The sequence below is a fragment of the Rhizobium arsenicireducens genome (assembly GCF_964021225.1).
The window spans coordinates 1,782,389-1,805,419 of record NZ_CAXHYK020000001.1 but is presented as its reverse complement, the minus strand read 5'-3'; the positions used below and the strand labels follow the sequence as shown (position 1 = coordinate 1,805,419).

The 23,031-nt window shown below is 59.1% G+C and carries 22 protein-coding genes; 21 read left to right on the top strand and 1 reads right to left on the bottom strand.

All coding sequences use genetic code 11. The features are described from left to right. The first annotated feature begins 136 nt into the window (after positions 1–136). From rplK to ACWPVA_RS08900, 7 genes are all read left to right on the top strand, one after another. Positions 137–568: a 50S ribosomal protein L11 gene (gene rplK / locus ACWPVA_RS08930; protein ID WP_454287349.1), complete on the top strand. Its 432-nt coding sequence runs from the start codon at positions 137–139 to the stop codon at positions 566–568. A gap of 2 nt (positions 569–570) precedes the next feature. Then, complete coding sequence (gene rplA, locus ACWPVA_RS08925; protein ID WP_454287348.1) at positions 571–1,266, top strand: 50S ribosomal protein L1; 696 nt, start codon at positions 571–573, stop codon at positions 1,264–1,266. A 338-nt stretch (positions 1,267–1,604) separates the two neighbouring features. After that, positions 1,605–2,123, top strand: coding sequence for a 50S ribosomal protein L10 (gene rplJ, locus ACWPVA_RS08920; RefSeq protein ID WP_454287347.1), 519 nt, complete (start codon positions 1,605–1,607; stop codon positions 2,121–2,123). Between the two features lie 69 nt (positions 2,124–2,192). Further along, positions 2,193–2,567, top strand: coding sequence for a 50S ribosomal protein L7/L12 (gene rplL / locus ACWPVA_RS08915; RefSeq protein WP_454287346.1), 375 nt, complete (start codon positions 2,193–2,195; stop codon positions 2,565–2,567). A gap of 256 nt (positions 2,568–2,823) precedes the next feature. After that, entirely contained in the window at positions 2,824–6,960 is a 4,137-nt protein-coding gene (gene rpoB / locus ACWPVA_RS08910) for a DNA-directed RNA polymerase subunit beta (protein WP_454287345.1), read from the top strand. A 186-nt stretch (positions 6,961–7,146) separates the two neighbouring features. Beyond that, positions 7,147–11,361 (top strand): DNA-directed RNA polymerase subunit beta', encoded by a 4,215-nt coding sequence (gene rpoC / locus ACWPVA_RS08905; RefSeq protein WP_454287344.1) that lies wholly within the window; start codon positions 7,147–7,149, stop codon positions 11,359–11,361. Between the two features lie 184 nt (positions 11,362–11,545). Further along, complete coding sequence (locus ACWPVA_RS08900) at positions 11,546–12,601, top strand: cytochrome-c peroxidase (protein ID WP_454287343.1); 1,056 nt, start codon at positions 11,546–11,548, stop codon at positions 12,599–12,601. An 87-nt stretch (positions 12,602–12,688) separates the two neighbouring features. On the opposite strand, the gene ACWPVA_RS08895 is transcribed toward ACWPVA_RS08900, so the two are convergent. Beyond that, the gene (locus tag ACWPVA_RS08895) at positions 12,689–12,982 is read right to left on the bottom strand and encodes a transcriptional regulator (protein ID WP_454287342.1); all 294 of its coding nucleotides are present in this window, start codon (positions 12,980–12,982) and stop codon (positions 12,689–12,691) included. Between the two features lie 507 nt (positions 12,983–13,489). On the opposite strand from ACWPVA_RS08895, the gene rpsL reads away from it, so the two are divergent. The 14 genes from rpsL to rpmC all read left to right on the top strand — a co-directional run bounded on the left by rpsL (position 13,490) and on the right by rpmC (position 23,018). Beyond that, the gene (gene rpsL / locus ACWPVA_RS08890; protein ID WP_003507760.1) at positions 13,490–13,861 is read left to right on the top strand and encodes a 30S ribosomal protein S12; all 372 of its coding nucleotides are present in this window, start codon (positions 13,490–13,492) and stop codon (positions 13,859–13,861) included. Between the two features lie 75 nt (positions 13,862–13,936). Beyond that, positions 13,937–14,407, top strand: coding sequence for a 30S ribosomal protein S7 (gene rpsG, locus ACWPVA_RS08885; protein ID WP_454287341.1), 471 nt, complete (start codon positions 13,937–13,939; stop codon positions 14,405–14,407). 34 nt (positions 14,408–14,441) lie between these two features. After that, positions 14,442–16,541 carry an elongation factor G gene (fusA, locus tag ACWPVA_RS08880; protein WP_454287340.1) on the top strand — a complete coding sequence of 700 codons (2,100 nt, stop codon included), beginning with the start codon at positions 14,442–14,444 and terminating at the stop codon, positions 16,539–16,541. Positions 16,542–16,613: 72 nt separating this feature from the next. Beyond that, positions 16,614–17,789 (top strand): elongation factor Tu, encoded by a 1,176-nt coding sequence (tuf, locus tag ACWPVA_RS08875; protein WP_454287339.1) that lies wholly within the window; start codon positions 16,614–16,616, stop codon positions 17,787–17,789. A gap of 256 nt (positions 17,790–18,045) precedes the next feature. Further along, on the top strand, positions 18,046–18,354 hold the full coding sequence (rpsJ, locus tag ACWPVA_RS08870; protein WP_006728688.1) for a 30S ribosomal protein S10: 309 nt from the start codon (positions 18,046–18,048) through the stop codon (positions 18,352–18,354). A gap of 173 nt (positions 18,355–18,527) precedes the next feature. Then, on the top strand, positions 18,528–19,169 hold the full coding sequence (gene rplC, locus ACWPVA_RS08865) for a 50S ribosomal protein L3 (RefSeq protein ID WP_454287338.1): 642 nt from the start codon (positions 18,528–18,530) through the stop codon (positions 19,167–19,169). A 12-nt stretch (positions 19,170–19,181) separates the two neighbouring features. Next, a complete protein-coding gene (rplD, locus tag ACWPVA_RS08860) occupies positions 19,182–19,802 on the top strand; it encodes a 50S ribosomal protein L4 (RefSeq protein ID WP_454287337.1) in 621 nt (206 codons plus the stop codon). Continuing rightward, positions 19,799–20,092 (top strand): 50S ribosomal protein L23, encoded by a 294-nt coding sequence (locus tag ACWPVA_RS08855; RefSeq protein WP_028735903.1) that lies wholly within the window; start codon positions 19,799–19,801, stop codon positions 20,090–20,092. The genes rplD and ACWPVA_RS08855 overlap by 4 nt, the downstream gene beginning before the upstream one ends. Before the next feature lie 17 nt (positions 20,093–20,109). After that, the gene (gene rplB / locus ACWPVA_RS08850; protein ID WP_454287336.1) at positions 20,110–20,946 is read left to right on the top strand and encodes a 50S ribosomal protein L2; all 837 of its coding nucleotides are present in this window, start codon (positions 20,110–20,112) and stop codon (positions 20,944–20,946) included. A gap of 16 nt (positions 20,947–20,962) precedes the next feature. Continuing rightward, entirely contained in the window at positions 20,963–21,241 is a 279-nt protein-coding gene (gene rpsS / locus ACWPVA_RS08845) for a 30S ribosomal protein S19 (RefSeq protein ID WP_028735901.1), read from the top strand. 2 nt (positions 21,242–21,243) lie between these two features. Beyond that, the gene (rplV, locus tag ACWPVA_RS08840; RefSeq protein WP_454287335.1) at positions 21,244–21,633 is read left to right on the top strand and encodes a 50S ribosomal protein L22; all 390 of its coding nucleotides are present in this window, start codon (positions 21,244–21,246) and stop codon (positions 21,631–21,633) included. After that, entirely contained in the window at positions 21,633–22,355 is a 723-nt protein-coding gene (gene rpsC / locus ACWPVA_RS08835; protein ID WP_454287334.1) for a 30S ribosomal protein S3, read from the top strand. Before rplV ends, rpsC begins: the two co-directional genes overlap by 1 nt. A 37-nt stretch (positions 22,356–22,392) precedes the next feature. Continuing rightward, positions 22,393–22,806 carry a 50S ribosomal protein L16 gene (rplP, locus tag ACWPVA_RS08830; protein WP_015915745.1) on the top strand — a complete coding sequence of 138 codons (414 nt, stop codon included), beginning with the start codon at positions 22,393–22,395 and terminating at the stop codon, positions 22,804–22,806. Between the two features lie 11 nt (positions 22,807–22,817). Next, positions 22,818–23,018 (top strand): 50S ribosomal protein L29, encoded by a 201-nt coding sequence (gene rpmC, locus ACWPVA_RS08825; RefSeq protein WP_028735898.1) that lies wholly within the window; start codon positions 22,818–22,820, stop codon positions 23,016–23,018. The last annotated feature ends 13 nt before the right edge of the window (positions 23,019–23,031 follow it).

The window sequence follows — 23,031 nt, the reverse complement described above, 5'->3', positions numbered from 1 at the left end:
TCCTTGGATCCCGCAAGCGCGTGGGAGGGTGAGGGTCTGAAGCCGGACCTGTCAAACGTACCACGCAACCGCAGCCGCCGGGTTCTTCCGGCACATCTGGGCCGGGCAACCGGTCCTCATTGAAAGGCAGAGAGATATGGCTAAGAAAGTTGCAGGCCAGCTCAAGCTTCAGGTCAAGGCAGGATCGGCAAACCCGTCCCCGCCGATTGGTCCGGCGCTTGGTCAGCGTGGCATTAACATCATGGAATTCTGCAAGGCATTCAATGCTGCTACGCAGGAAATGGAAAAGGGTATGCCGATTCCGGTCGTCATCACCTATTACCAGGACAAGTCCTTCACCTTCGCTATGAAGCAGCCGCCCGTGACCTACTGGCTGAAGAAGGAAGCAAAGATCACCGCCGGCTCTAAGACGCCTGGCAAGGGTGCCAACATCGGTACCATCACCAAGGCTCAGGTCCGTACGATTGCCGAAGGCAAGATGAAGGACCTGAACGCGGCTGATGTCGAGGGCGCAATGGCCATGGTCGAGGGCTCTGCCCGCTCCATGGGCCTGGAAGTGGTAGGTTGATCATGGCTAAGCTCGCAAAGCGTATGCAGAAGATCCGCGAAGGCGTGGACCCGACGACCCTGGTTGCTCTGTCCGACGCCATTGCAATGGTCAAGGAACGTGCCGTCGCAAAGTTCGACGAGACCGTTGAAATCGCAATGAATCTCGGCGTTGACCCGCGTCACGCCGACCAGATGGTTCGCGGCGTTGTCAACCTTCCGAACGGCACTGGCCGCGACGTTCGCGTTGCAGTCTTCGCGCGTGGCGCCAAGGCTGACGAAGCCAAGGCAGCCGGTGCTGATATCGTCGGCGCGGAAGATCTGCTCGAAGTCGTCCAGAGCGGCAAGATCGACTTCGATCGCTGCATCGCGACCCCGGACATGATGCCGCTCGTTGGTCGTCTCGGTAAGGTGCTCGGGCCTCGCGGCATGATGCCGAACCCGAAGGTCGGCACCGTGACCATGGACGTCGCTGGCGCCGTCAAGGCTTCCAAGGGTGGTGCAGTCGAGTTCCGCGTTGAAAAGGCTGGTATCATCCACGCCGGTATCGGCAAGGCGTCTTTCGACGCCAAGGCGCTCGAAGAGAACATCAAGGCCTTTGCTGATGCGGTCGTCAAGGCCAAGCCGGCTGGCGCCAAGGGCAACTACGTCAAGCGCGTTGCCATCTCGTCCACCATGGGCCCGGGCGTAAAGATCGATCCGTCGACCGTTACGGCCTAAGATTTCTCCGGGGCCTTGGTCCCGGAAACACCGATTTCCGGCCCTTCGGGGCCGGAGATTTCCGGAGAAATCCGGAATTCCTGTCCGAGATTGTGGGTGGCCGAATGGCCTTAATTACCGCCTGCATGAGACGGGTAAGACCCGATATTTAAACGTCGGAAGACGTGTTGAAGTTCGGTTCGAGCCTTGTGTGCCTTGTGCCTGTAGCTTTGGCTGCAGTGCGAGGGGACAGGATCCTCAAGCGTCGCTTGGGATCCACTTTCACATGGATCCCTTGAGGCAAAAGGCAAACCCGGTGGGGCCTGCAGGATTGCGGTCCCATCAACTGGAGACAGACAGTGGAAAGAGCGGAAAAACGCGAATTCGTCACGGAGCTGAACGAAGTCTTCAAGACTTCCGGTTCGGTTGTCGTGGCCCACTATGCTGGTGTCACGGTTGCGCAAATGAACGACTTCCGTTCGAAAATGCGCGCAGCTGGCGGTACCGTCAAAGTCGCGAAGAACCGCCTGGCCAAGATCGCTCTTCAGGGCACGGAGTCGGAAGAGATGTCGGATCTCTTCAAGGGTCAGACGCTGATCGCATTCAGCGAAGACCCGATTGTGGCTCCGAAGGTCGTCATGGATTTCGCCAAGACCAACGACAAGCTCGTTGTTCTCGGTGGTGCCATGGGGGCAACCAAGCTCACCGCCGAAGCAGTCAAGTCGCTTGCGACCCTGCCTTCGCTGGACGAGCTGCGCGCGAAGCTGCTGGGCCTTCTCAATGCCCCGGCAACCCGCATCGCCACGGTTGTTGCAGCACCGGCAAGTCAGCTTGCCCGCGTGTTCGCAGCCTATGCCAAGAAGGACGAAGCCGCGTAAGGCGGTTTTTCGCTGTTCATACCCTAACCCGTTCGTTTCGAACCGAACATCTTTTAAGGAACTAGTAAAATGGCTGATCTCGCTAAGATCGTTGAAGACCTCTCCTCTCTGACCGTTCTGGAAGCTGCTGAGCTTTCCAAGATGCTCGAAGAAAAGTGGGGCGTTTCCGCCGCTGCTCCGGTAGCCGTCGCTGCTGCTGGTGGTGCTGCTCCGGCTGCTGCCGAAGAAGAAAAGACCGAGTTCGACGTCATCCTCACGGATGCCGGCGCGAACAAGATCAACGTCATCAAGGAAGTCCGCGCCATCACTGGCCTCGGCCTCAAGGAAGCCAAGGACCTGGTCGAAGGCGCTCCGAAGGCTGTCAAGGAAGCCGTTTCCAAGGCTGAAGCCGCTGACCTCAAGAAGAAGCTTGAAGACGCCGGCGCCAAGGTTGACGTCAAGTAAGACTGGAATAGCGTTTGGGAGACGGCATCGGCCGTCTCCCATCCGTCGTTCTGCAAGGAACTGATTACCCAAAAGCCCATAAAACGGCTTTTGGGTAATGGGTTCTCAAGAGGATGGTCTTGAACCGAGACACCCGGCAATCCGGCCGGCCGTTTTGGAACTAAGACGAGATTGAGCGATCCATTTATTGACGGAGTCGACTGGCCAGCGGTCTCCGTCTGTTGCAGGCCCGGATGCAAATTGACAAGGAGCGACGATGGCTCAGACCCTTTCCTTTAATGGTCGCAGGCGCGTACGCAAGTTTTTTGGTAAGATTCCAGAAGTCGCGGAAATGCCGAACCTCATTGAGGTTCAGAAGGCTTCCTATGATCAGTTCCTCATGGTTGACGAGCCCGAAGGCGGCCGTCCCGATGAGGGGCTTAATGCTGTTTTCAAGTCGGTCTTTCCGATCACCGATTTTTCGGGTGCTTCGATGCTCGAATTCGTCTCTTACGAATTCGAGCAGCCGAAATTCGACGTGGACGAATGCCGTCAGCGCGATCTGACCTACGCAGCGCCGCTCAAGGTGACGCTGCGCCTTATTGTGTTCGATATTGACGAGGATACGGGCGCCCGTTCGATCAAGGACATCAAGGAACAGTCCGTCTACATGGGCGACATGCCGCTCATGACCAACAATGGTACGTTCATCGTCAACGGTACCGAGCGCGTCATCGTATCTCAGATGCACCGTTCGCCAGGCGTGTTCTTCGACCACGACAAGGGCAAGAGCCATTCCTCGGGCAAGCTGCTGTTTGCAGCCCGTGTCATCCCCTATCGCGGTTCCTGGCTCGACATCGAATTCGATGCCAAGGACATCGTCCATGCCCGTATCGACCGTCGCCGCAAGATCCCGGTCACGTCTTTGCTGATGGCGCTTGGTATGGATGGCGAAGAAATTCTTTCGACCTTCTATACCAAGTCGACCTATCTGCGTGACGGCGAAGGCTGGCGCATTCCTTTCCTGCCGGAAACGCTGAAGGGCGCAAAGACCATTTCCGACATGGTCGACGCCGACACCGGCGAAGTCGTGGTCGAAGGTGGCAAGAAGCTTACCCCGCGCCTGCTGCGTCAGCTGCAGGATAAGGGCCTGAAGGCTCTGAAGGCATCCGACGAGGATCTTTACGGCAACTATCTCGCCGAAGACATGGTCAACATGGCGACCGGTGAGATTTATCTCGAAGCAGGCGCAGAGATCGATGAGAAGACCTTGCCGCAGATCCTAGAATTTGGCTTCGGCGAGATCCCGGTTCTCGGCATCGACCACATCAACATCGGCGCCTACATCCGCAACACGCTGGCCGCCGACAAGAACGAGAACCGTCAGGACGCTCTGTTCGACATCTACCGCGTCATGCGTCCCGGTGAACCGCCGACCATGGAGTCGGCGGAAGCGATGTTCAACTCGCTGTTCTTCGATAGCGAGCGCTACGACCTCTCGGCCGTCGGTCGCGTCAAGATGAACATGCGCCTCGACCTGACCGTCGAGGATACCGTCCGCGTCTTGCGCAAGGAAGACATCCTGGCCGTGGTCAAGATGCTTGTCGAACTGCGCGACGGCAAGGGCGAGATCGACGACATCGACAACCTCGGCAACCGTCGTGTCCGCTCCGTCGGCGAATTGATGGAGAACCAGTACCGCCTGGGTCTGCTGCGCATGGAGCGCGCCATCAAGGAACGCATGTCGTCGATCGAAATCGATACCGTCATGCCGCAGGACCTGATCAACGCCAAGCCGGCAGCGGCCGCGGTGCGCGAATTCTTCGGCTCCTCGCAGTTGTCGCAGTTCATGGACCAGGTGAACCCGCTCTCGGAAATCACCCACAAGCGCCGTCTTTCGGCTCTTGGGCCGGGCGGTCTGACCCGTGAGCGCGCCGGCTTCGAAGTCCGCGACGTTCACCCGACCCACTACGGCCGCATCTGCCCGATCGAAACGCCGGAAGGCCCGAACATCGGTCTGATCAACTCGCTTGCTACCTTCGCCCGTGTCAACAAGTACGGCTTCATCGAGAGCCCGTACCGCAAGATTATTGACGGCAAGGTTACGAAGGAAGTCGTCTACCTGTCGGCCATGGAAGAAGCGAAGTACTACGTCGCGCAGGCCAATTCCGAACTCACCCCGGACGGCCAGTTCGTCGAGGAGTTCGTCGTTTGCCGTCATGCCGGCGAAGTCATGCTGTCGCCGCGCGACACCATCAACCTGATGGACGTTTCGCCGAAGCAGCTCGTTTCGGTCGCAGCGGCGCTCATTCCGTTCTTGGAAAACGATGACGCCAACCGTGCTCTCATGGGCTCGAACATGCAGCGTCAGGCCGTGCCGTTGGTGCGTGCCGAAGCGCCGTTCGTCGGTACCGGCATGGAGCCGATCGTTGCGCGCGACTCCGGCGCCGCCATTGCTGCACGTCGCAGCGGTGTCGTCGACCAAGTCGACGCGACACGTATCGTTATCCGTGCCACGGAAGATCTTGAATCCGGCAAGTCCGGCGTCGACATCTATCGTCTGCAGAAGTTCCAGCGTTCCAACCAGAACACCTGCATCAACCAGCGTCCGCTGGTTACCGTCGGCGACATTCTGAACAAGGGCGACATCATCGCGGACGGTCCGTCGACTGACCTCGGTGATCTGGCTCTCGGCCGGAACGCGCTCGTCGCGTTCATGCCGTGGAACGGCTACAATTACGAAGACTCCATCTTGATGTCGGAACGCATCGTCTCTGACGACGTCTTCACCTCCATTCACATCGAAGAATTCGAAGTGATGGCGCGCGATACCAAGCTTGGTCCGGAAGAAATCACCCGCGACATTCCGAACGTATCGGAAGAAGCGCTGAAGAACCTGGACGAAGCCGGTATCGTCTACATCGGCGCTGAAGTTCAGCCCGGTGACATCCTGGTCGGTAAGATCACGCCGAAGGGCGAAAGCCCGATGACGCCGGAAGAAAAGCTTCTGCGCGCCATCTTCGGCGAAAAGGCTTCGGACGTTCGCGACACCTCGATGCGCATGCCGCCGGGTACCTTCGGCACGATTGTCGAAGTGCGGGTGTTCAACCGTCACGGCGTCGAAAAGGACGAGCGTGCGATGGCCATCGAGCGCGAGGAAATCGAGCGCCTGGCCAAGGACCGCGACGACGAACAGGCGATCCTCGACCGTAACGTATATGGTCGTTTGCTCGACATGCTGCGTGGTCAGGTGTCTGTTGCCGGTCCGAAGGGCTTCAAGAAGGGCGTCGAGCTTTCGAACGACGTCATCTCGGAGTATCCGCGTTCGCAATGGTGGATGTTCGCCGTCGAGGACGAGAAGGTCCAGGGCGAGGTCGAAGCGCTGCGAGGCCAGTACGACGAGTCGAAGTCGCTGCTCGAGCATCGCTTCATGGACAAGGTCGAAAAGGTCCAGCGCGGCGACGAAATGCCTCCGGGCGTCATGAAGATGGTCAAGGTCTTTGTTGCTGTGAAGCGCAAGATCCAGCCAGGTGACAAGATGGCCGGCCGGCATGGTAACAAGGGTGTCGTATCGCGCATCGTGCCGGTCGAAGACATGCCGTTCCTGGAAGACGGTACGCATGTCGACATCTGCTTGAACCCGCTTGGCGTGCCTTCGCGCATGAACGTCGGCCAGATCCTCGAAACCCATCTGGCCTGGGCATGCGCCGGCATGGGCAAGAAGATCGGTGATATGCTTGAGGCCTATCACAAGTCGTTGGACATCACCGAGTTGCGGACCGAACTCACCGACATCTATGCGAGTGAATCGCATGACGAAGTGAAGCGTTTCGACGACGAATTTCTTGTTCGTCTGGCCGAGGAAGCAAAGCGGGGCGTATCGATCGCAACGCCGGTCTTCGACGGTGCGCACGAGCCTGACGTCGCTGCCATGCTGACCCGTGCCGGTCTCGATCCGTCCGGACAGTCGGTGCTCTACGATGGCCGTACCGGCGAGCAGTTCGACCGCATGGTTACCGTGGGTTACATGTACATGATCAAGCTCAACCACTTGGTCGATGACAAGATCCACGCCCGTTCGATCGGTCCTTACTCGCTCGTGACCCAGCAGCCGCTGGGCGGCAAGGCGCAGTTCGGCGGTCAGCGCTTCGGGGAAATGGAAGTCTGGGCGCTCGAAGCCTACGGCGCCGCCTACACCCTGCAGGAAATGCTGACGGTGAAGTCGGACGACGTGGCGGGCCGTACAAAGGTCTACGAGGCGATCGTCCGCGGTGACGATACCTTCGAGGCTGGCATTCCGGAGAGCTTCAACGTTCTCGTCAAGGAAATGCGGTCGCTGGGTCTCAGCGTCGAGCTCGAGAACTCGAAGATCGACGAAGCGGCATCCGGCCAGTTGCCCGACGCGGCGGAATAGCAAGTTGACAAGGGCGTGCGGGGCGAACCTCGCACGCCATTCCCGCCTTGATCCGGTCGGACCGGGGCAGGGAAGTTTCGCCGCATTTGGCGGTTATTGTCATTTCAGGATCCGGTTCGGCATCCCGGGAATTTGCCGGAACCGAGATCCCATTGAGGGCTCTTTTGCCCCATCAAGGAGACAGGCATGAACCAAGAGGTCATGAACCTTTTCAACCCGTCGGTACCGGCGCAGCATTTCGATTCCATCCGGATTTCGATTGCCAGCCCGGAAAAGATTCTTTCGTGGTCGTATGGCGAGATCAAGAAGCCGGAAACGATCAATTACCGTACCTTCAAGCCGGAACGCGATGGCCTGTTCTGCGCGCGTATCTTCGGGCCCATCAAGGACTACGAGTGCCTGTGCGGCAAGTACAAGCGCATGAAGTACAAGGGCATCATCTGCGAAAAGTGCGGCGTCGAAGTGACGCTGTCGCGCGTTCGCCGCGAGCGCATGGGCCATATCGAGCTCGCAGCGCCGGTTGCCCACATCTGGTTCCTGAAGTCGCTTCCGTCCCGCATCTCCACCCTTCTCGACATGACGCTGAAGGATGTCGAGCGCGTTCTTTATTTCGAGAACTATATCGTCACTGAGCCGGGCCTGACCGCCCTGAAGGAGCATCAGCTCCTTTCGGAAGAAGAATACATGCTGGCCGTGGATGAATATGGCGAAGACCAGTTCACCGCGATGATCGGCGCCGAGGCGATCTACGAGATGCTCGCCTCGATGAACCTCGAGAAGATCGCCGGCGATCTGCGTGCCGAATTGGCTGAGACCACTTCGGATCTCAAGCAGAAGAAGCTGATGAAGCGCCTGAAGATCGTCGAGAACTTCATGGAATCCGGCAACCGTCCGGAATGGATGATCATGAAGGTCGTTCCGGTCATTCCGCCGGACCTGCGTCCGCTCGTTCCGCTGGATGGTGGCCGCTTCGCGACCTCCGACCTTAACGATCTCTATCGCCGCGTGATCAACCGTAACAACCGTCTGAAGCGCCTGATCGAACTGCGCGCGCCGGGCATCATCATCCGCAACGAAAAGCGCATGCTGCAGGAATTTGTGGACGCGCTCTTCGATAACGGCCGCCGTGGCCGCGTCATCACCGGTGCCAACAAGCGCCCGCTGAAGTCGCTGTCCGACATGCTCAAGGGCAAGCAGGGCCGTTTCCGCCAGAACCTTCTAGGCAAGCGCGTCGACTACTCCGGCCGTTCGGTAATCGTGACCGGTCCGGAACTCAAGCTGCACCAGTGCGGCCTGCCCAAGAAGATGGCGCTCGAACTGTTCAAGCCCTTTATCTACGCCCGTCTCGACGCCAAGGGTTATTCCTCGACCGTCAAGCAGGCCAAGAAACTGGTCGAAAAGGAAAAGCCGGAGGTCTGGGATATCCTCGACGAGGTCATTCGCGAGCATCCGGTTCTGCTGAACCGTGCGCCGACGCTGCACCGTCTGGGCATCCAGGCCTTCGAACCGGTGCTTGTTGAAGGCAAGGCAATCCAGCTGCATCCGCTCGTCTGCACGGCCTTCAACGCCGACTTCGACGGCGACCAGATGGCCGTTCACGTGCCGCTGTCGCTCGAAGCCCAGCTTGAAGCCCGCGTGCTGATGATGTCGACCAATAACATCCTGCACCCGGCAAACGGCGCGCCGATCATCGTTCCGTCGCAGGACATGGTTCTCGGCCTGTACTATCTGTCGATCCAGAACCAGAACGAGCCAGGCGAAGGCATGGCCTTCTCCGACATGGGCGAGCTTCAGCACGCCCTTGAGAACAAGATTGTCACCCTGCACTCGAAGATCAAGGGCCGCTTCAAGACCGTCGATGCCGACGGCAAGCCGGTTTCGAAGATCTTTGAGACGACGCCGGGTCGTATGGTCATCGGCGAACTCCTGCCGAAGAACGTGAACGTGCCGTTCGACGTCTGCAACCAGGAAATGACCAAGAAGAACATCTCCAAGATGATCGATACGGTCTACCGTCACTGCGGTCAGAAGGACACGGTCATTTTCTGCGACCGCATCATGCAGCTCGGTTTCTCGCATGCCTGCAAGGCTGGCATTTCGTTCGGCAAGGACGACATGGTCATTCCGGAGACGAAGGCGAAGATCGTCGGCGACACGGAGTCCTTGGTCAAGGAATACGAACAGCAGTATAACGACGGTCTGATCACTCAGGGTGAGAAGTACAACAAGGTCGTCGACGCCTGGGGCAAGGCAACGGAAAAGGTTGCTGAAGACATGATGGCCCGCATTAAGGCCGTCGAGTTCGATCCGGAAACCGGCCGTCAAAAGCCGATGAACGCCATCTACATGATGTCCCACTCGGGCGCCCGTGGTTCTCCGAACCAGATGCGTCAGCTGGGCGGCATGCGCGGCCTCATGGCCAAGCCGTCGGGTGAAATCATCGAGACGCCGATCATCTCGAACTTCAAGGAAGGTCTGACCGTTAACGAGTACTTCAACTCGACCCACGGTGCCCGTAAGGGTCTGGCCGACACCGCCTTGAAGACCGCAAACTCCGGTTACCTGACCCGTCGTCTCGTCGACGTCGCGCAGGATTGCATCGTCAACCTCGTGGATTGCGGCACCGACAAGGGCCTGACCATGACGGCGATCGTCGATGCCGGTCAGGTCGTTGCCTCGATCGGTGCCCGTGTTCTCGGCCGCACCGCGCTCGACAACATCGATCATCCGGTTACCGGCGAGCGTATCGTCGATGCCGGTCGCATGATCCTCGAGCCGGACGTCATCGAGATCGAAAAGGCGGGTATCCAGTCGATCCGTATTCGCTCGGCGCTGACCTGCGAAGTTCAGACCGGCGTGTGCTCGATCTGCTATGGTCGAGATCTGGCCCGCGGTACACCGGTCAACATGGGCGAGGCCGTCGGCGTCATCGCCGCACAGTCGATCGGCGAACCGGGCACCCAGCTCACCATGCGTACCTTCCACCTTGGCGGTACGGCGACCGTGGTCGACCAATCGTTCCTGGAAGCCTCGTATGAAGGTACGGTGCAGATCAAGAACCGCAACATGCTGCGCAATTCCGAAGGCAACCTCATTGCCATGGGCCGTAGCATGGCCGTCACCATTCTCGACGAGCGTGGTGTCGAGCGCTCCTCGCAGCGTGTGGCCTATGGTTCGAAGGTCTTCGTCGACGACGGCGACAAGGTGAAGCGCGGCCAGCGTCTCGCGGAGTGGGATCCCTACACCCGCCCGATGATGACGGAAGTCGAAGGCATCGTGCATTTCGAGGACGTCATCGATGGTCTCTCGGTGCTCGAGGCGACCGACGAATCGACCGGCATCACCAAGCGTCAAGTCATCGACTGGCGTTCGACCCCGCGTGGTTCGGACCTCAAGCCGGCGATCGTCATCAAGGATGCTGCAGGCAACGTCTTGAAGCTTGCCCGCGGTGGCGAAGCCCGCTTCCACCTCTCGGTCGAAGCGATCCTGTCGGTCGAGCCGGGAACCAAGGTCTCCCAGGGTGACGTTCTGGCGCGTTCGCCGCTCGAAAGCGCCAAGACCAAGGACATCACCGGTGGTCTGCCGCGTGTTGCCGAACTGTTCGAAGCCCGTCGTCCGAAGGACCATGCCGTCATCGCAGAGATCGATGGTACGATCCGCCTCGGCCGCGACTACAAGAACAAGCGTCGCGTTATCATCGAGCCGGCCGAAGACGGTGTCGAGCCGGTCGAATACCTGATCCCGAAGGGCAAGCCCTTCCATCTTCAGGATGGCGACTATATCGAAAAGGGTGATTATATCCTCGACGGCAACCCGGCGCCGCATGACATTCTGGCGATCAAGGGTGTCGAGGCTCTGGCTTCGTACCTGGTCAACGAAATCCAGGAGGTCTACCGACTGCAGGGCGTTTTGATCAACGACAAGCACATCGAAGTGATTGTTCGCCAGATGCTGCAGAAGGTCGAGATCACGGATGCCGGCGACAGCCAGTACATCGTCGGCGACAATGTCGATCGGATCGAACTGGACGATGGCAACGAGCGTCTGATCGAGGAAGGCAAGAAGCCGGCTTACGGCGAACCGGTCCTCCTCGGCATCACCAAGGCCTCGCTACAGACCCCGTCGTTCATCTCGGCCGCATCCTTCCAGGAAACCACCAAGGTTCTCACGGAAGCTGCGATTGCCGGCAAGACCGACACGCTGCAGGGCCTCAAGGAAAACGTCATCGTCGGCCGTCTGATCCCGGCCGGTACCGGTGGTACGATGACGCAGATCCGCCGCATCGCCACTTCGCGCGACGAGCTTATCCTCGAAGAGCGTCGCAAGGGTACGGGCGCCGATCTGGCCACCCCGATGCTGCAGGATCTTGCCCAGGCGGAGGGTGCTCCGGTCGGCGAATAAGACCCGGAAGCCTGGGTGCGATTATGTCGCACCGCTGCTTTGACGAATGATAGGCGCCCGGGCTTTCCGGGCGCCTTTTTCGTTTGCGCCCCGCAAGCGTCGGTTTTATTCATTGATTCAAGACAAGGCTGCACATTAAAATCATTCTAATATTGACTCTGTTCACAACCGAACGGAGGTTACTATGAAAAATATGCTCACAACGATTGCTGTGATGCTCCTTGCCACTACCGCATTCGCCGCAGATCCGACTCCCACGGAGCTACGCAATGCGGCGCTGGATCTTTTCAAGCCGCTGCCATCGACCACGCCGGCAGTGGCAAACAATCTGATCACCCCCGACAAGATCGACCTGGGCAAGGCGCTGTTCTTTGACCCGCGTATTTCTGCATCCGGCGTGTTCTCGTGCAACTCGTGCCACAATCTCGGCACCGGCGGCGATGACAACCTGGAAACTTCGATCGGCCACGGCTGGCAGAAGGGGCCGAGAAACGCGCCGACGGTTTTCAACGCCGTGTTCAACATCGCCCAATTCTGGGACGGTCGCGCAGACGACCTCGCTGCACAGGCCAAGGGGCCGGTGCAGGCCGGCGTCGAAATGGCCAATACGCCGGAACAGGTGGTAGCGACGCTGAAGTCGATGCCGCAGTATGTCGAGTGGTTCAAGGCGTCGTTCCCCGGTGAGGAAGATCCGGTAACCTTCGACAATTTCGCCAAGGCGATCGAAGCCTTCGAAGCAACGCTGATCACGCCAGCGCCCTTCGATGCCTTCCTCAATGGCGACGACAACGCGCTGACCGCCGATCAGCAGAAGGGTCTGGCGCTGTTCATCGAGAAGGGCTGCTCCTCGTGCCATGCTGGAATTAATCTCGGCGGTGAAGGCTACTTCCCGTTCGGCCTGATCGAAAAGCCCGGCTCGGACGTGCTGCCGGAAAACGACAAGGGGCGTTTTGCCGTCACGGCAACGGCCGACGACTCCTACGTGTTCCGCGCTGCGCCGTTGCGCAATGTGTCGGTCACGGCGCCCTATTTCCATTCCGGCAAGGTTTGGGATCTGAAGCAGGCCATCGGCATCATGGGCGTGTCTCAGTTGGGTGAGGACATCAACGACGAAGAAGCCGATCTGATCGTGGCCTTCCTCGAATCGCTGACCGGCCGGGTCCCGGAAGTGACCTACCCGATCTTGCCGCCGGAGACAGCCACGACTCCGCGTCCGAGCGGCGAGGTTATCACCAAGTAAGCGCGGTTGCGCACCGCGAAAGAAAAGGGCCGCCCGTTTCCGGGCGGCCCTGAGCATTTGCAAACTGTGCACCGTCAGGCGTTCGCTTCAGTTGAAGCGGATGATCGCCACTTCACCTTCCAGTGCGCCCTGATAGGCGGATGCATGCGGCTCCTCGTCCGGCGCTCCGTTGATCATGCCAATCTGGTCGAGATCGGCCTCAAGGAAGCCCTCTTCGGAAAGCGCGTTGAGCGCGAGGCGCACCGCCGTGTCGTCATCCGGAGCGGCCAGCATGACATGCAGGTCGATGCCTTCGCCGCCCTCTACCTCATAGGCCTTGGCAATTATGATGAAGACCATCGGTTCGTCTGGGGTGTTGTCGTTGTCGGGGCTGGAGATCATGGCCTGGTCTTCTTTTGATGGCGTTGGTTGATTCCCCGACCTATCGAATCGAATGAAGCGGGGATGGGAGTTGACGGCCTCCCAAGGTTCTATTTAAGACTTCAGCCGTCAAATCCCAAACCAATTTGTTTGGATCGCTCGGGAATCGCCCCGCGATGCCGCCAAACCCCAGCCAGTCCGGGGCTTCGGGGCAATATTTTGTGATAGAGACTTGACGTCTACGGGTGAAAACAGTAGTACGCCCACCATCGGAGCCGATGTGAGGCTAGGCTTTTCGGAACGACACGTTCTGGAGTTCGCCTCAAACAGGGCTCTTTTCGCACGTTGACGACACGAATGCTGCACGCAAGACGCGCTCGACGTGCGTCCTCTGCCTTTTGTGGTCCATCCGTTGAATTCGGGTCGGGCCACATTTTGCGCATGAAGAAATCGTGCGGTCACCGCCGGAAACGGTTAAACCAGGGCCCGAAAGGGTCTTAGAGACAAGAATTTGCAAGGGATGGTTATATGCCTACCGTAAACCAGCTGATCCGCAAGCCGCGTCAGGCGCAGGTAAAGCGCAACAAGGTTCCTGCTCTGCAGGAAAACCCGCAGAAGCGCGGCGTTTGCACCCGCGTATATACGACGACCCCGAAGAAGCCGAACTCGGCTCTGCGTAAGGTTGCCAAGATCCGCCTGACCAATGGCTTCGAAGTTATCGGCTACATCCCGGGCGAAGGGCATAACCTGCAGGAACACTCTGTCGTCATGATCCGTGGCGGTCGCGTAAAGGACTTGCCGGGCGTGCGTTACCACATCATTCGTGGCGTTCTCGACACCCAGGGCGTCAAGAACCGCAAGCAGCGCCGTTCGAAGTACGGTGCGAAGCGTCCGAAGTAATTCGGTTTTCATTTTTCCGGCGCTGCGTGAGGTTCTCCGCGTGATAAAGCGTCCTAACTAGTTGAGAGACAAAATATGTCCCGTCGCCATAGTGCAGAAAAGCGCGAGATCAACCCGGACCCGAAGTTCGGGGATCTGGTTGTCACCAAGTTCATGAATGCGATCATGCTTCACGGCAAGAAGTCGGTTGCCGAAAACATCGTTTACGGTGCGTTCGATGCCGTTGAAGGCAAGCTGAAGCAGGAGCCGATCACGGTCTTCCATCAGGCGCTCGAAAATGTCGCTCCGCACGTCGAAGTCCGCTCCCGCCGTGTTGGCGGTGCGACCTATCAGGTCCCGGTCGATGTTCGTCCGGAGCGCCGTCAGGCTCTCGCCATTCGCTGGCTGATCGCCGCTGCTCGCAAGCGCAACGAGACGACGATGGTCGATCGCCTCTGCGGCGAACTCATGGACGCTGCAAACAACCGCGGCAGCGCTGTCAAGAAACGTGAAGACACGCACAAGATGGCCGACGCCAACCGCGCGTTCTCGCATTACCGCTGGTAATCTGAACCGATCGAATATTGAAAGGCAGTCCGTTATGGCTCGCGAATATAAAATCGAAGACTACCGCAATTTTGGCATCATGGCTCACATCGATGCCGGCAAGACGACGACCACCGAGCGTATCCTTTATTACACCGGTAAGTCCCACAAGATCGGCGAAGTGCACGACGGCGCTGCCACCATGGACTGGATGGAGCAGGAGCAGGAACGCGGCATCACCATCACGTCTGCAGCCACGACGACCTACTGGAAGGGTCGTGACGGCAAGATGCGTCGCTTCAACATCATCGATACCCCCGGCCACGTCGACTTCACCATTGAGGTAGAACGTTCGCTGCGCGTGCTCGACGGCGCGATCGCACTGCTTGATGCCAATGCGGGCGTTGAGCCGCAGACGGAAACCGTCTGGCGTCAGGCCGAGAAGTATCATGTTCCGCGCATGATCTTCTGCAACAAGATGGACAAGACCGGCGCCGACTTCTACCGGTCGGTCTCGATGATTAAGTCCCGTCTCGGTGCGATCCCGGTCGTTATGCAGCTGCCGATCGGCGCTGAAACCGAGTTCAAGGGTGTGATCGACTTGATCGAGATGAATGCCCTGGTCTGGCGCGACGAATCGCTCGGCGCCCAGTGGGACGTTGTCGAAATCCCGGAAGACATGAAGGAAAAGGCTCAGGAATATCGTGAGCTGCTGATCGAGACCGTCGTCGACATCGACGAAGTCGCGATGGAAAAGTACTTGAACGGCGAAATGCCCGACAATGATCAGATCCGCGCGCTGGTTCGCCGCGGCACGATCGACGTCAAGTTCCATCCGATGTTCTGCGGCACTGCCTTCAAGAACAAGGGCATCCAGCCTCTGCTCGACGCCGTCGTAGAATACCTGCCGTCGCCGCTCGACATTCCGGCGATCAAGGGTATCGACGTCAAGACCGAAGGCGAGATCGAACGTCATGCGTCTGACGAAGAGCCGCTTGCCATGCTCGCCTTCAAGATCATGAACGACCCCTTCGTCGGTTCGCTGACCTTTGCCCGCATCTATTCCGGCAAGCTCGAAAAGGGCACGTCGGTCATGAACACGGTCAAGGAAAAGCGCGAGCGCGTCGGCCGTATGCTGCAGATGCATTCCAACAGCCGTGAAGACATCGAGGAAGCCTTTGCCGGCGACATCGTTGCTCTGGCGGGCCTGAAGGATACGACGACGGGTGACACGCTCTGCGATCCTTTGCACCAGGTTATTCTTGAGCGCATGGAATTCCCCGAGCCGGTCATCCAGATCGCCATCGAGCCGAAGACCAAGAACGACCAGGAAAAGATGGGCCTCGCGCTCAATCGTCTGGCCGCCGAAGACCCGTCCTTCCGCGTCAAGACGGACGAGGAATTGGGCCAGACGATCATCGCCGGCATGGGCGAACTGCATCTCGACATTCTTGTCGACCGCATGCGTCGCGAATTCAAGGTCGAGGCCACCGTCGGCGCGCCGCAGGTTGCCTACCGCGAAACCATCACCCGGACGCACGAAGAAGATTACACACACAAGAAGCAGTCTGGTGGTACCGGTCAGTTCGCGCGCGTCAAGCTCGTGTTCGAACCGAACCCGGATGGCGAGGACTTCAAGTTCGAATTGAAGATCGTCGGCGGTGCAGTTCCGAAGGAATACATCCCGGGCGTTCAGAAGGGTATCGAGAGCGTTCTGTCTTCGGGTCCGCTCGCGGGCTTCCCGATGCTCGGCGTCAAGGCGACTCTGATCGACGGTGCTTACCACGACGTTGACTCCTCGGTGCTCGCCTTCGAAATCGCCTCGCGTGCCTGCTTCCGTGAAGCAGCCAAGAAGGCTGGTGCTCAGCTGCTCGAGCCGATGATGAAGGTCGAAGTCGTGACGCCGGAAGACTATGTCGGCGACGTCATCGGCGACCTGAACTCCCGTCGTGGTCAGATCCAGGGGCAGGAGACACGCGGCATCGCCGTGGTCATCAACGCCCATGTGCCGCTGGCCAACATGTTCAAGTACGTCGACAACCTGCGCTCCATGTCGCAGGGCCGCGCCCAGTACTCGATGGTGTTCGACCACTATTCGCCGGTACCGAGCAACGTCGCTGCAGAAATCCAGGCAAAGTATTCCGGTCAGAAGTGACCGGGATACGTCCCAAGCCTTAACGAATAAACGGAATTTCCCGCGAGCGGGATCAAGAACGGAGAGCCGAAAATGGCAAAGAGTAAGTTTGAGCGCAATAAGCCGCACGTCAACATCGGTACGATCGGCCACGTCGACCATGGCAAGACGTCTCTGACGGCAGCGATCACCAAGTACTTTGGTGAATACAAGGCCTATGACCAGATCGACGCGGCGCCGGAGGAAAAGGCGCGCGGCATCACCATTTCGACGGCCCACGTCGAGTATGAGACGGCGGCCCGCCACTATGCGCACGTCGACTGCCCCGGCCACGCCGACTACGTCAAGAACATGATCACCGGCGCGGCCCAGATGGACGGCGCGATCCTGGTGTGCTCGGCTGCCGACGGCCCGATGCCGCAGACCCGCGAGCACATCCTGCTCGCCCGTCAGGTCGGCGTTCCGGCGATCGTGGTGTTCTTGAACAAGGTCGACCAGGTCGATGACCCGGAACTCCTCGAGCTCGTCGAGCTTGAAGTTCGCGAACTCCTGTCGTCCTACGACTTCCCCGGCGACGAGATCCCGATCGTCAAGGGCTCGGCTCTGGCGGCTCTGGAAGATTCGGACAAGACGATCGGCGAAGACGCGATCCGCGAACTGATGGCCGCTGTCGACGCCTACATTCCGACGCCTGAGCGTCCGATCGACCAGCCCTTCCTGATGCCGATCGAAGACGTGTTCTCGATCTCGGGCCGTGGTACGGTTGTGACCGGCCGCGTCGAGCGTGGTATCGTCAAGGTTGGCGAAGAAGTCGAGATCGTCGGCATCCGTCCGACCACCAAGACGACGGTGACCGGCGTTGAAATGTTCCGCAAGCTGCTCGACCAGGGCCAGGCTGGCGACAACATCGGCGCCCTGATCCGCGGCGTTGCCCGTGACGGCGTCGAGCGTGGCCAGATCCTGTGCAAGCCGGGTTCGGTCAAGCCGCACAAGAAGTTCATGGCAGAAGCCTACATCCTGACGAAGGAAGAAGGCGGTCGTCATACGCCGTTCTTCACCAACTACCGTCCGCAGTTCTACTTCCGCACCACCGACGTGACGGGCATCGTCTCGCTTCCGGAAGGCACGGAAATGGTCATGCCGGGCGACAACGTCACGGTTGAAGTCGAACTGATCGTGCCGATCGCGATGGAAGAAAAGCTGCGCTTCGCGATCCGCGAAGGCGGCCGTACCGTTGGCGCAGGCATCGTCGCCTCGATTATCGAGTAATCGATTGACGAAATGCCGGCGGCGGTGTATGTCGCCGGCCAGAATAGAGTCGGATGGTGATTGCATCATCCGATTCTTGCGCTGCATTTTCCGGTCAGCTCTTGCGATCGGGGCGGGCAGGGCACCTCATGCTTTATAAGTGACAGGGACACCCAGGGTGTCCCTGTGATTTTTGAAAATCAGGGGCCGGCCAGCAATTCGTAATTCACTGTCTCTGCGCATGCGAGACGCAAGAAAAGAAACAAGGATAAGTCGAATGAACGGCCAGAATATCCGTATCCGCCTCAAGGCGTTTGATCACCGGGTTCTCGATGCCTCTACGCGGGAGATCGTCTCGACCGCAAAGCGCACTGGTGCAAGCGTTCGCGGACCGGTACCGCTCCCGACCCGCATTGAAAAGTTCACGGTCAACCGGTCGCCCCACGTCGACAAGAAGAGCCGCGAACAGTTCGAGATGCGTACCCACAAGCGCCTGCTCGACATTGTTGATCCAACCCCGCAGACCGTCGACGCTCTGATGAAGCTCGATCTGGCAGCCGGCGTTGACGTCGAGATCAAGCTTTAAGAAGAAATTCCGGCGAGAGCCGAAATAACAAGGAAGGTACGTGGCAAGTCCTGCCAACGACTTCTCGAAACGGGAAACCTGATAGTCTGGAAGGGCTTGAATGGAATCCTTAAACAAAGAGGAAAGCCTCGGGTTCTTCGGAGCCTGGTGCGACTCTCAAGAGGAATGAACCCATGCGTTCAGGTGTGATTGCACAGAAAGTGGGAATGACGCGCGTCTACAACGACGCCGGCGAGCATATCCCCGTAACAGTTCTGCGTCTGGATAACGTACAAGTCGTTGCCCAGCGTACGACCGAGAAGAATGGCTACGTTGCCGTACAGCTCGGCGCCGGTCAGGCGAAGGTCAAGAATACTTCGAAGGGCCTGCGCGGCCATTTCGCCGCGGCAAGCGTCGAACCGAAGGCGAAGCTTGTTGAGTTTCGCGTCTCGGAAGACAACCTCATTGACGTGGGTACCCAGCTCACCGCTGGCCACTTCACTGCAGGTCAGCTGGTCGACGTGACCGGTACCACCATCGGTAAGGGTTTTGCCGGTGCGATGAAGCGTCACAACTTCGGCGGTCTGCGCGCAACCCACGGCGTGTCGGTCTCGCACCGTTCGCACGGTTCGACCGGTTCCAATCAGGACCCGGGCAAGGTGTGGAAGAATAAGCGCATGGCCGGCCACATGGGTCAGACCCGCGTCACCACCCAGAATCTGGAAGTCGTTTCGACCGATGAAGATCGCGGTCTGATCCTTGTGAAGGGGGCCGTTCCCGGCTCCAAGGGTTCCTGGATCATCGTGCGCGACGCCGTCAAGTCGGCAGCGAAGTAAGGGAGCCACACCATGGAATTGAACGTCACGACCCTCGAGGGCAAAGACGCCGGCAAGGTTTCCCTGTCGGATGCGATCTTCGGTCTCGATCCGCGCGAGGACATCCTCGCCCGCATGATCCGCTACCAGCTGGCGAACAAGCGTCAGGGCACTCACAAGACCAAGACGCGCGCGGAAGTTTCGCGCACGGGTGCCAAGATGTACAAGCAGAAGGGCACCGGCCGCGCTCGTCACCATTCGGCACGCGCTCCGCAGTTCCGCGGCGGTGGTAAGGCTCATGGTCCGGTTGTTCGCAGCCACGCCCATGACCTGCCGAAGAAGGTTCGCGCTCTGGCCCTGCGTCATGCGCTCTCGGCCAAGCTGAAGTCGGAAGACCTGATCATCGTCGATCAGCTGACGGCGACTGAAGCCAAGACCAAGGCTCTGGTCGGCAACTTTGCCTCACTCGGCCTCACCAACGCTCTGGTCATCGGCGGCGCCGAGATCGACAGCAACTTCAAGCTCGCGGCGGCAAACATCCCGAACATCGATGTTCTGCCGGTTCAGGGCATCAACGTTTACGACATCCTGCGTCGCGGCAAGCTCGTGCTTTCCAAGGCTGCGGTTGAAGCTCTGGAGGAGCGGTTCAAATGACTGATCTTCGCCACTATGACGTGATCGTCTCTCCGTCGATCACTGAAAAGTCGACTATGGTATCCGAACAGAACCAGGTCGTCTTCAACGTCGCCAAGGGTGCCAGCAAGCCGGAAATCAAGGCTGCTGTCGAGGCACTCTTCGGTGTCAAGGTCACCGCTGTGAATACGCTCGTCCGCAAGGGCAAGGTAAAGCGTTTCCGCGGCTTCGCCGGCAAGCAGAAGGACGTCAAGAAGGCGATCGTCACGCTCGCCGAAGGTCAGTCCATCGACGTGTCGACGGGCGTCTGAGGTAGGGAACAAGAACAATGGCATTGAAACATTTCAATCCGATCACGCCGAGCCAGCGCCAGCTCGTCATCGTCGACCGCTCCAGCCTCTACAAAGGCAAGCCGGTCAAGGCCCTGACGGAAGGTCTGTCTAAGAGCGGTGGGCGTAACAACCTTGGCCGCATCACCGCCCGCTTCATCGGTGGCGGTCACAAGCGCACCTATCGTCTGGTCGACTTCAAGCGTCGCAAGTTCGAAGTCGAAGGAACCGTCGAGCGCCTGGAATACGACCCGAACCGGACCGCGTTCATCGCGCTGGTGAGCTATGCTGACGGCGAGCAGGCCTATATCCTGGCGCCGCAGCGTCTCGCCGCCGGTGACAAGGTCATCGCGTCTGAGAAGGCTGTCGACGTCAAGCCGGGCAACACCATGCCGCTGCAGTATATCCCGGTCGGCTCGATCGTGCATAACGTCGAAATGAAGCCGGGCAAGGGCGGTCAGATCGCTCGTTCCGCAGGCACCTATGTCCAGCTGGTCGGCCGAGATGCCGGCATGGCAATCCTTCGCCTGAATTCCGGCGAACAGCGTCTGGTCCATGGCTCCTGCCTGGCCACCATCGGCGCCGTTTCCAACCCGGACCACGGCAACATCAACGACGGCAAGGCCGGTCGTACCCGCTGGCGTGGCAAGACCCCGCATAACCGCGGTGTGGTCATGAACCCGGTCGACCATCCGCATGGCGGTGGTGAAGGCCGTACGTCCGGTGGTCGCCACCCGGTTTCGCCGTGGGGCAAGCCGACCAAGGGCAAGCGGACTCGCTCGAACAAGTCGACCGACAAGTTCATCATGCGCTCCCGCCACCTGAAAAAGAAGTAAGAGAGGTTAGTCAGAAATGGCTCGTTCAGTATGGAAAGGCCCGTTTGTTGACGGCTATCTTCTCAAGAAGGCTGAGAAGGTTCGTGAGGGTGGTCGTAGCGAAGTGATCAAGATCTGGAGCCGCCGCTCCACGATCCTGCCGCAGTTCGTCGGTCTCACCTTCGGCGTCTACAACGGCAGCAAGCATGTACCGGTCAGCGTCAACGAAGACATGGTCGGCCACAAGTTCGGTGAATTCTCTCCGACCCGGACCTATTACGGTCACGGTGCGGACAAGAAGGCGAAGAGGAAGTAACAATGGGCAAGGCAAAAGCCGAACGTCGGCTGAAGGACAACGAGGCGCAAGCTGTTGCGCGCACGATCCGCGTCAGCCCGCAGAAGCTCAACCTGGTTGCCGCGCTGATCCGCGGCAAGAAGGTCGAGCGCGCGCTCGCCGACTTGGAATTCTCCCGCAAGCGTATCGCTGGTACCGTGCGCAAGACCCTGGAATTGGCGATCGCAAACGCCGAGAACAACCATGATCTCGACGTCGACCAGCTGATCGTGGCGGAAGCCTATGTTGGCAAGTCGATCACCATGAAGCGTTTCCACGCCCGTGGCCGTGGCCGCGCATCGCGCATCGAAAAGCCGTTCTCGCACCTCACCATTGTTGTGCGCGAAGTCGAAGCCAATGGGGAGGCCGCATAATGGGTCAGAAAATCAATCCAATCGGTTTCCGTCTGGGCATCAACCGCACCTGGGACAGCCGTTGGTTCGCCGACAACGCCGAATACGGCAAGCTGCTCCATGAGGATCTCAAGATCCGCGCTTATCTGATGGAAGAGCTGAAGCAGGCCGGCATCGCCAAAGTGGTCATCGAGCGTCCGCACAAGAAGTGCCGCGTCACGATCCATTCGGCTCGTCCGGGCCTGATCATCGGCAAGAAGGGCGCAGACATCGAGAAGCTTCGCAAGAAGATCTCGACGATGACCAACTCCGAGACGCACCTCAACATCGTTGAAGTGCGCAAGCCGGAAATCGACGCAACGCTCGTTGCCCAGTCGATCACCCAGCAGCTCGAGCGCCGTATTGCTTTCCGTCGCGCCATGAAGCGCGCCGTTCAGTCGGCCATGCGTCTGGGTGCCGAAGGCATCAGGATCACCTGCGCCGGCCGTCTCGGTGGTGCCGAAATCGCTCGTACCGAATGGTACCGCGAAGGTCGCGTTCCGCTTCACACTCTGCGTGCCGACATCGATTACGGCACGGCTGAAGCGAAAACCGCTTATGGCATCTGCGGCGTCAAGGTCTGGATCTTCAAGGGCGAAATCCTTGAGCATGATCCGATGGCTTCTGAGCGTCGCGCTCTCGAAGGCGATGCACAGGGTCCGGCAAGCCGTGAACGTGGCGATCGCCGCCGCGAAAACGCTTGATTGACGCTGGCGAAAGATAAGTTCGGAGAATAAGAAAATGTTGCAGCCAAAGCGTACAAAGTACCGCAAGCAGTTCAAGGGCCGCATCAAGGGTGTTGCCAAGGGCGGTTTCGACCTGGCATTCGGCGAGTTCGGTCTCAAGGCTCTTGAGCCGAACCGCGTCAACGCCCGCGAAATTGAAGCTGCTCGTCGTGCGATCACTCGCTACATGAAGCGTGCTGGCCGTGTGTGGATCCGGGTATTCCCCGATGTTCCGGTCACTGCCAAGCCGACCGAAGTGCGTATGGGTAAGGGTAAAGGTTCGGTCGAGTACTGGGCCTGCAAGGTCAAGCCCGGCCGTATGATGTTCGAGATCGACGGTGTGTCCGAGGAGATTGCGCGCGAAGCGCTTCGTCTCGGCTCGGCCAAGCTCTCGGTCAAGACGCGCTTCGTTCAGCGCATTGCAGAGTAAGGATCAAGCCCATGAAAGCCGCAGACGTTCGCGCCATGAGCGCCGATCAGTTGAATGACGAGCTTGCCAAGCTGAAGAAGGAGCAGTTCAACCTGCGCTTCCAGAAGGCGACCGGCCAGCTCGAAAAGTCTTCGCGTATCCAGGAAGTCCGTCGTGACATCGCACGCGTGAAAACCATTGCCCGCCAGAAGGCGGCAGAAGCCAAGGCCTAAAGGACCAGAAAAT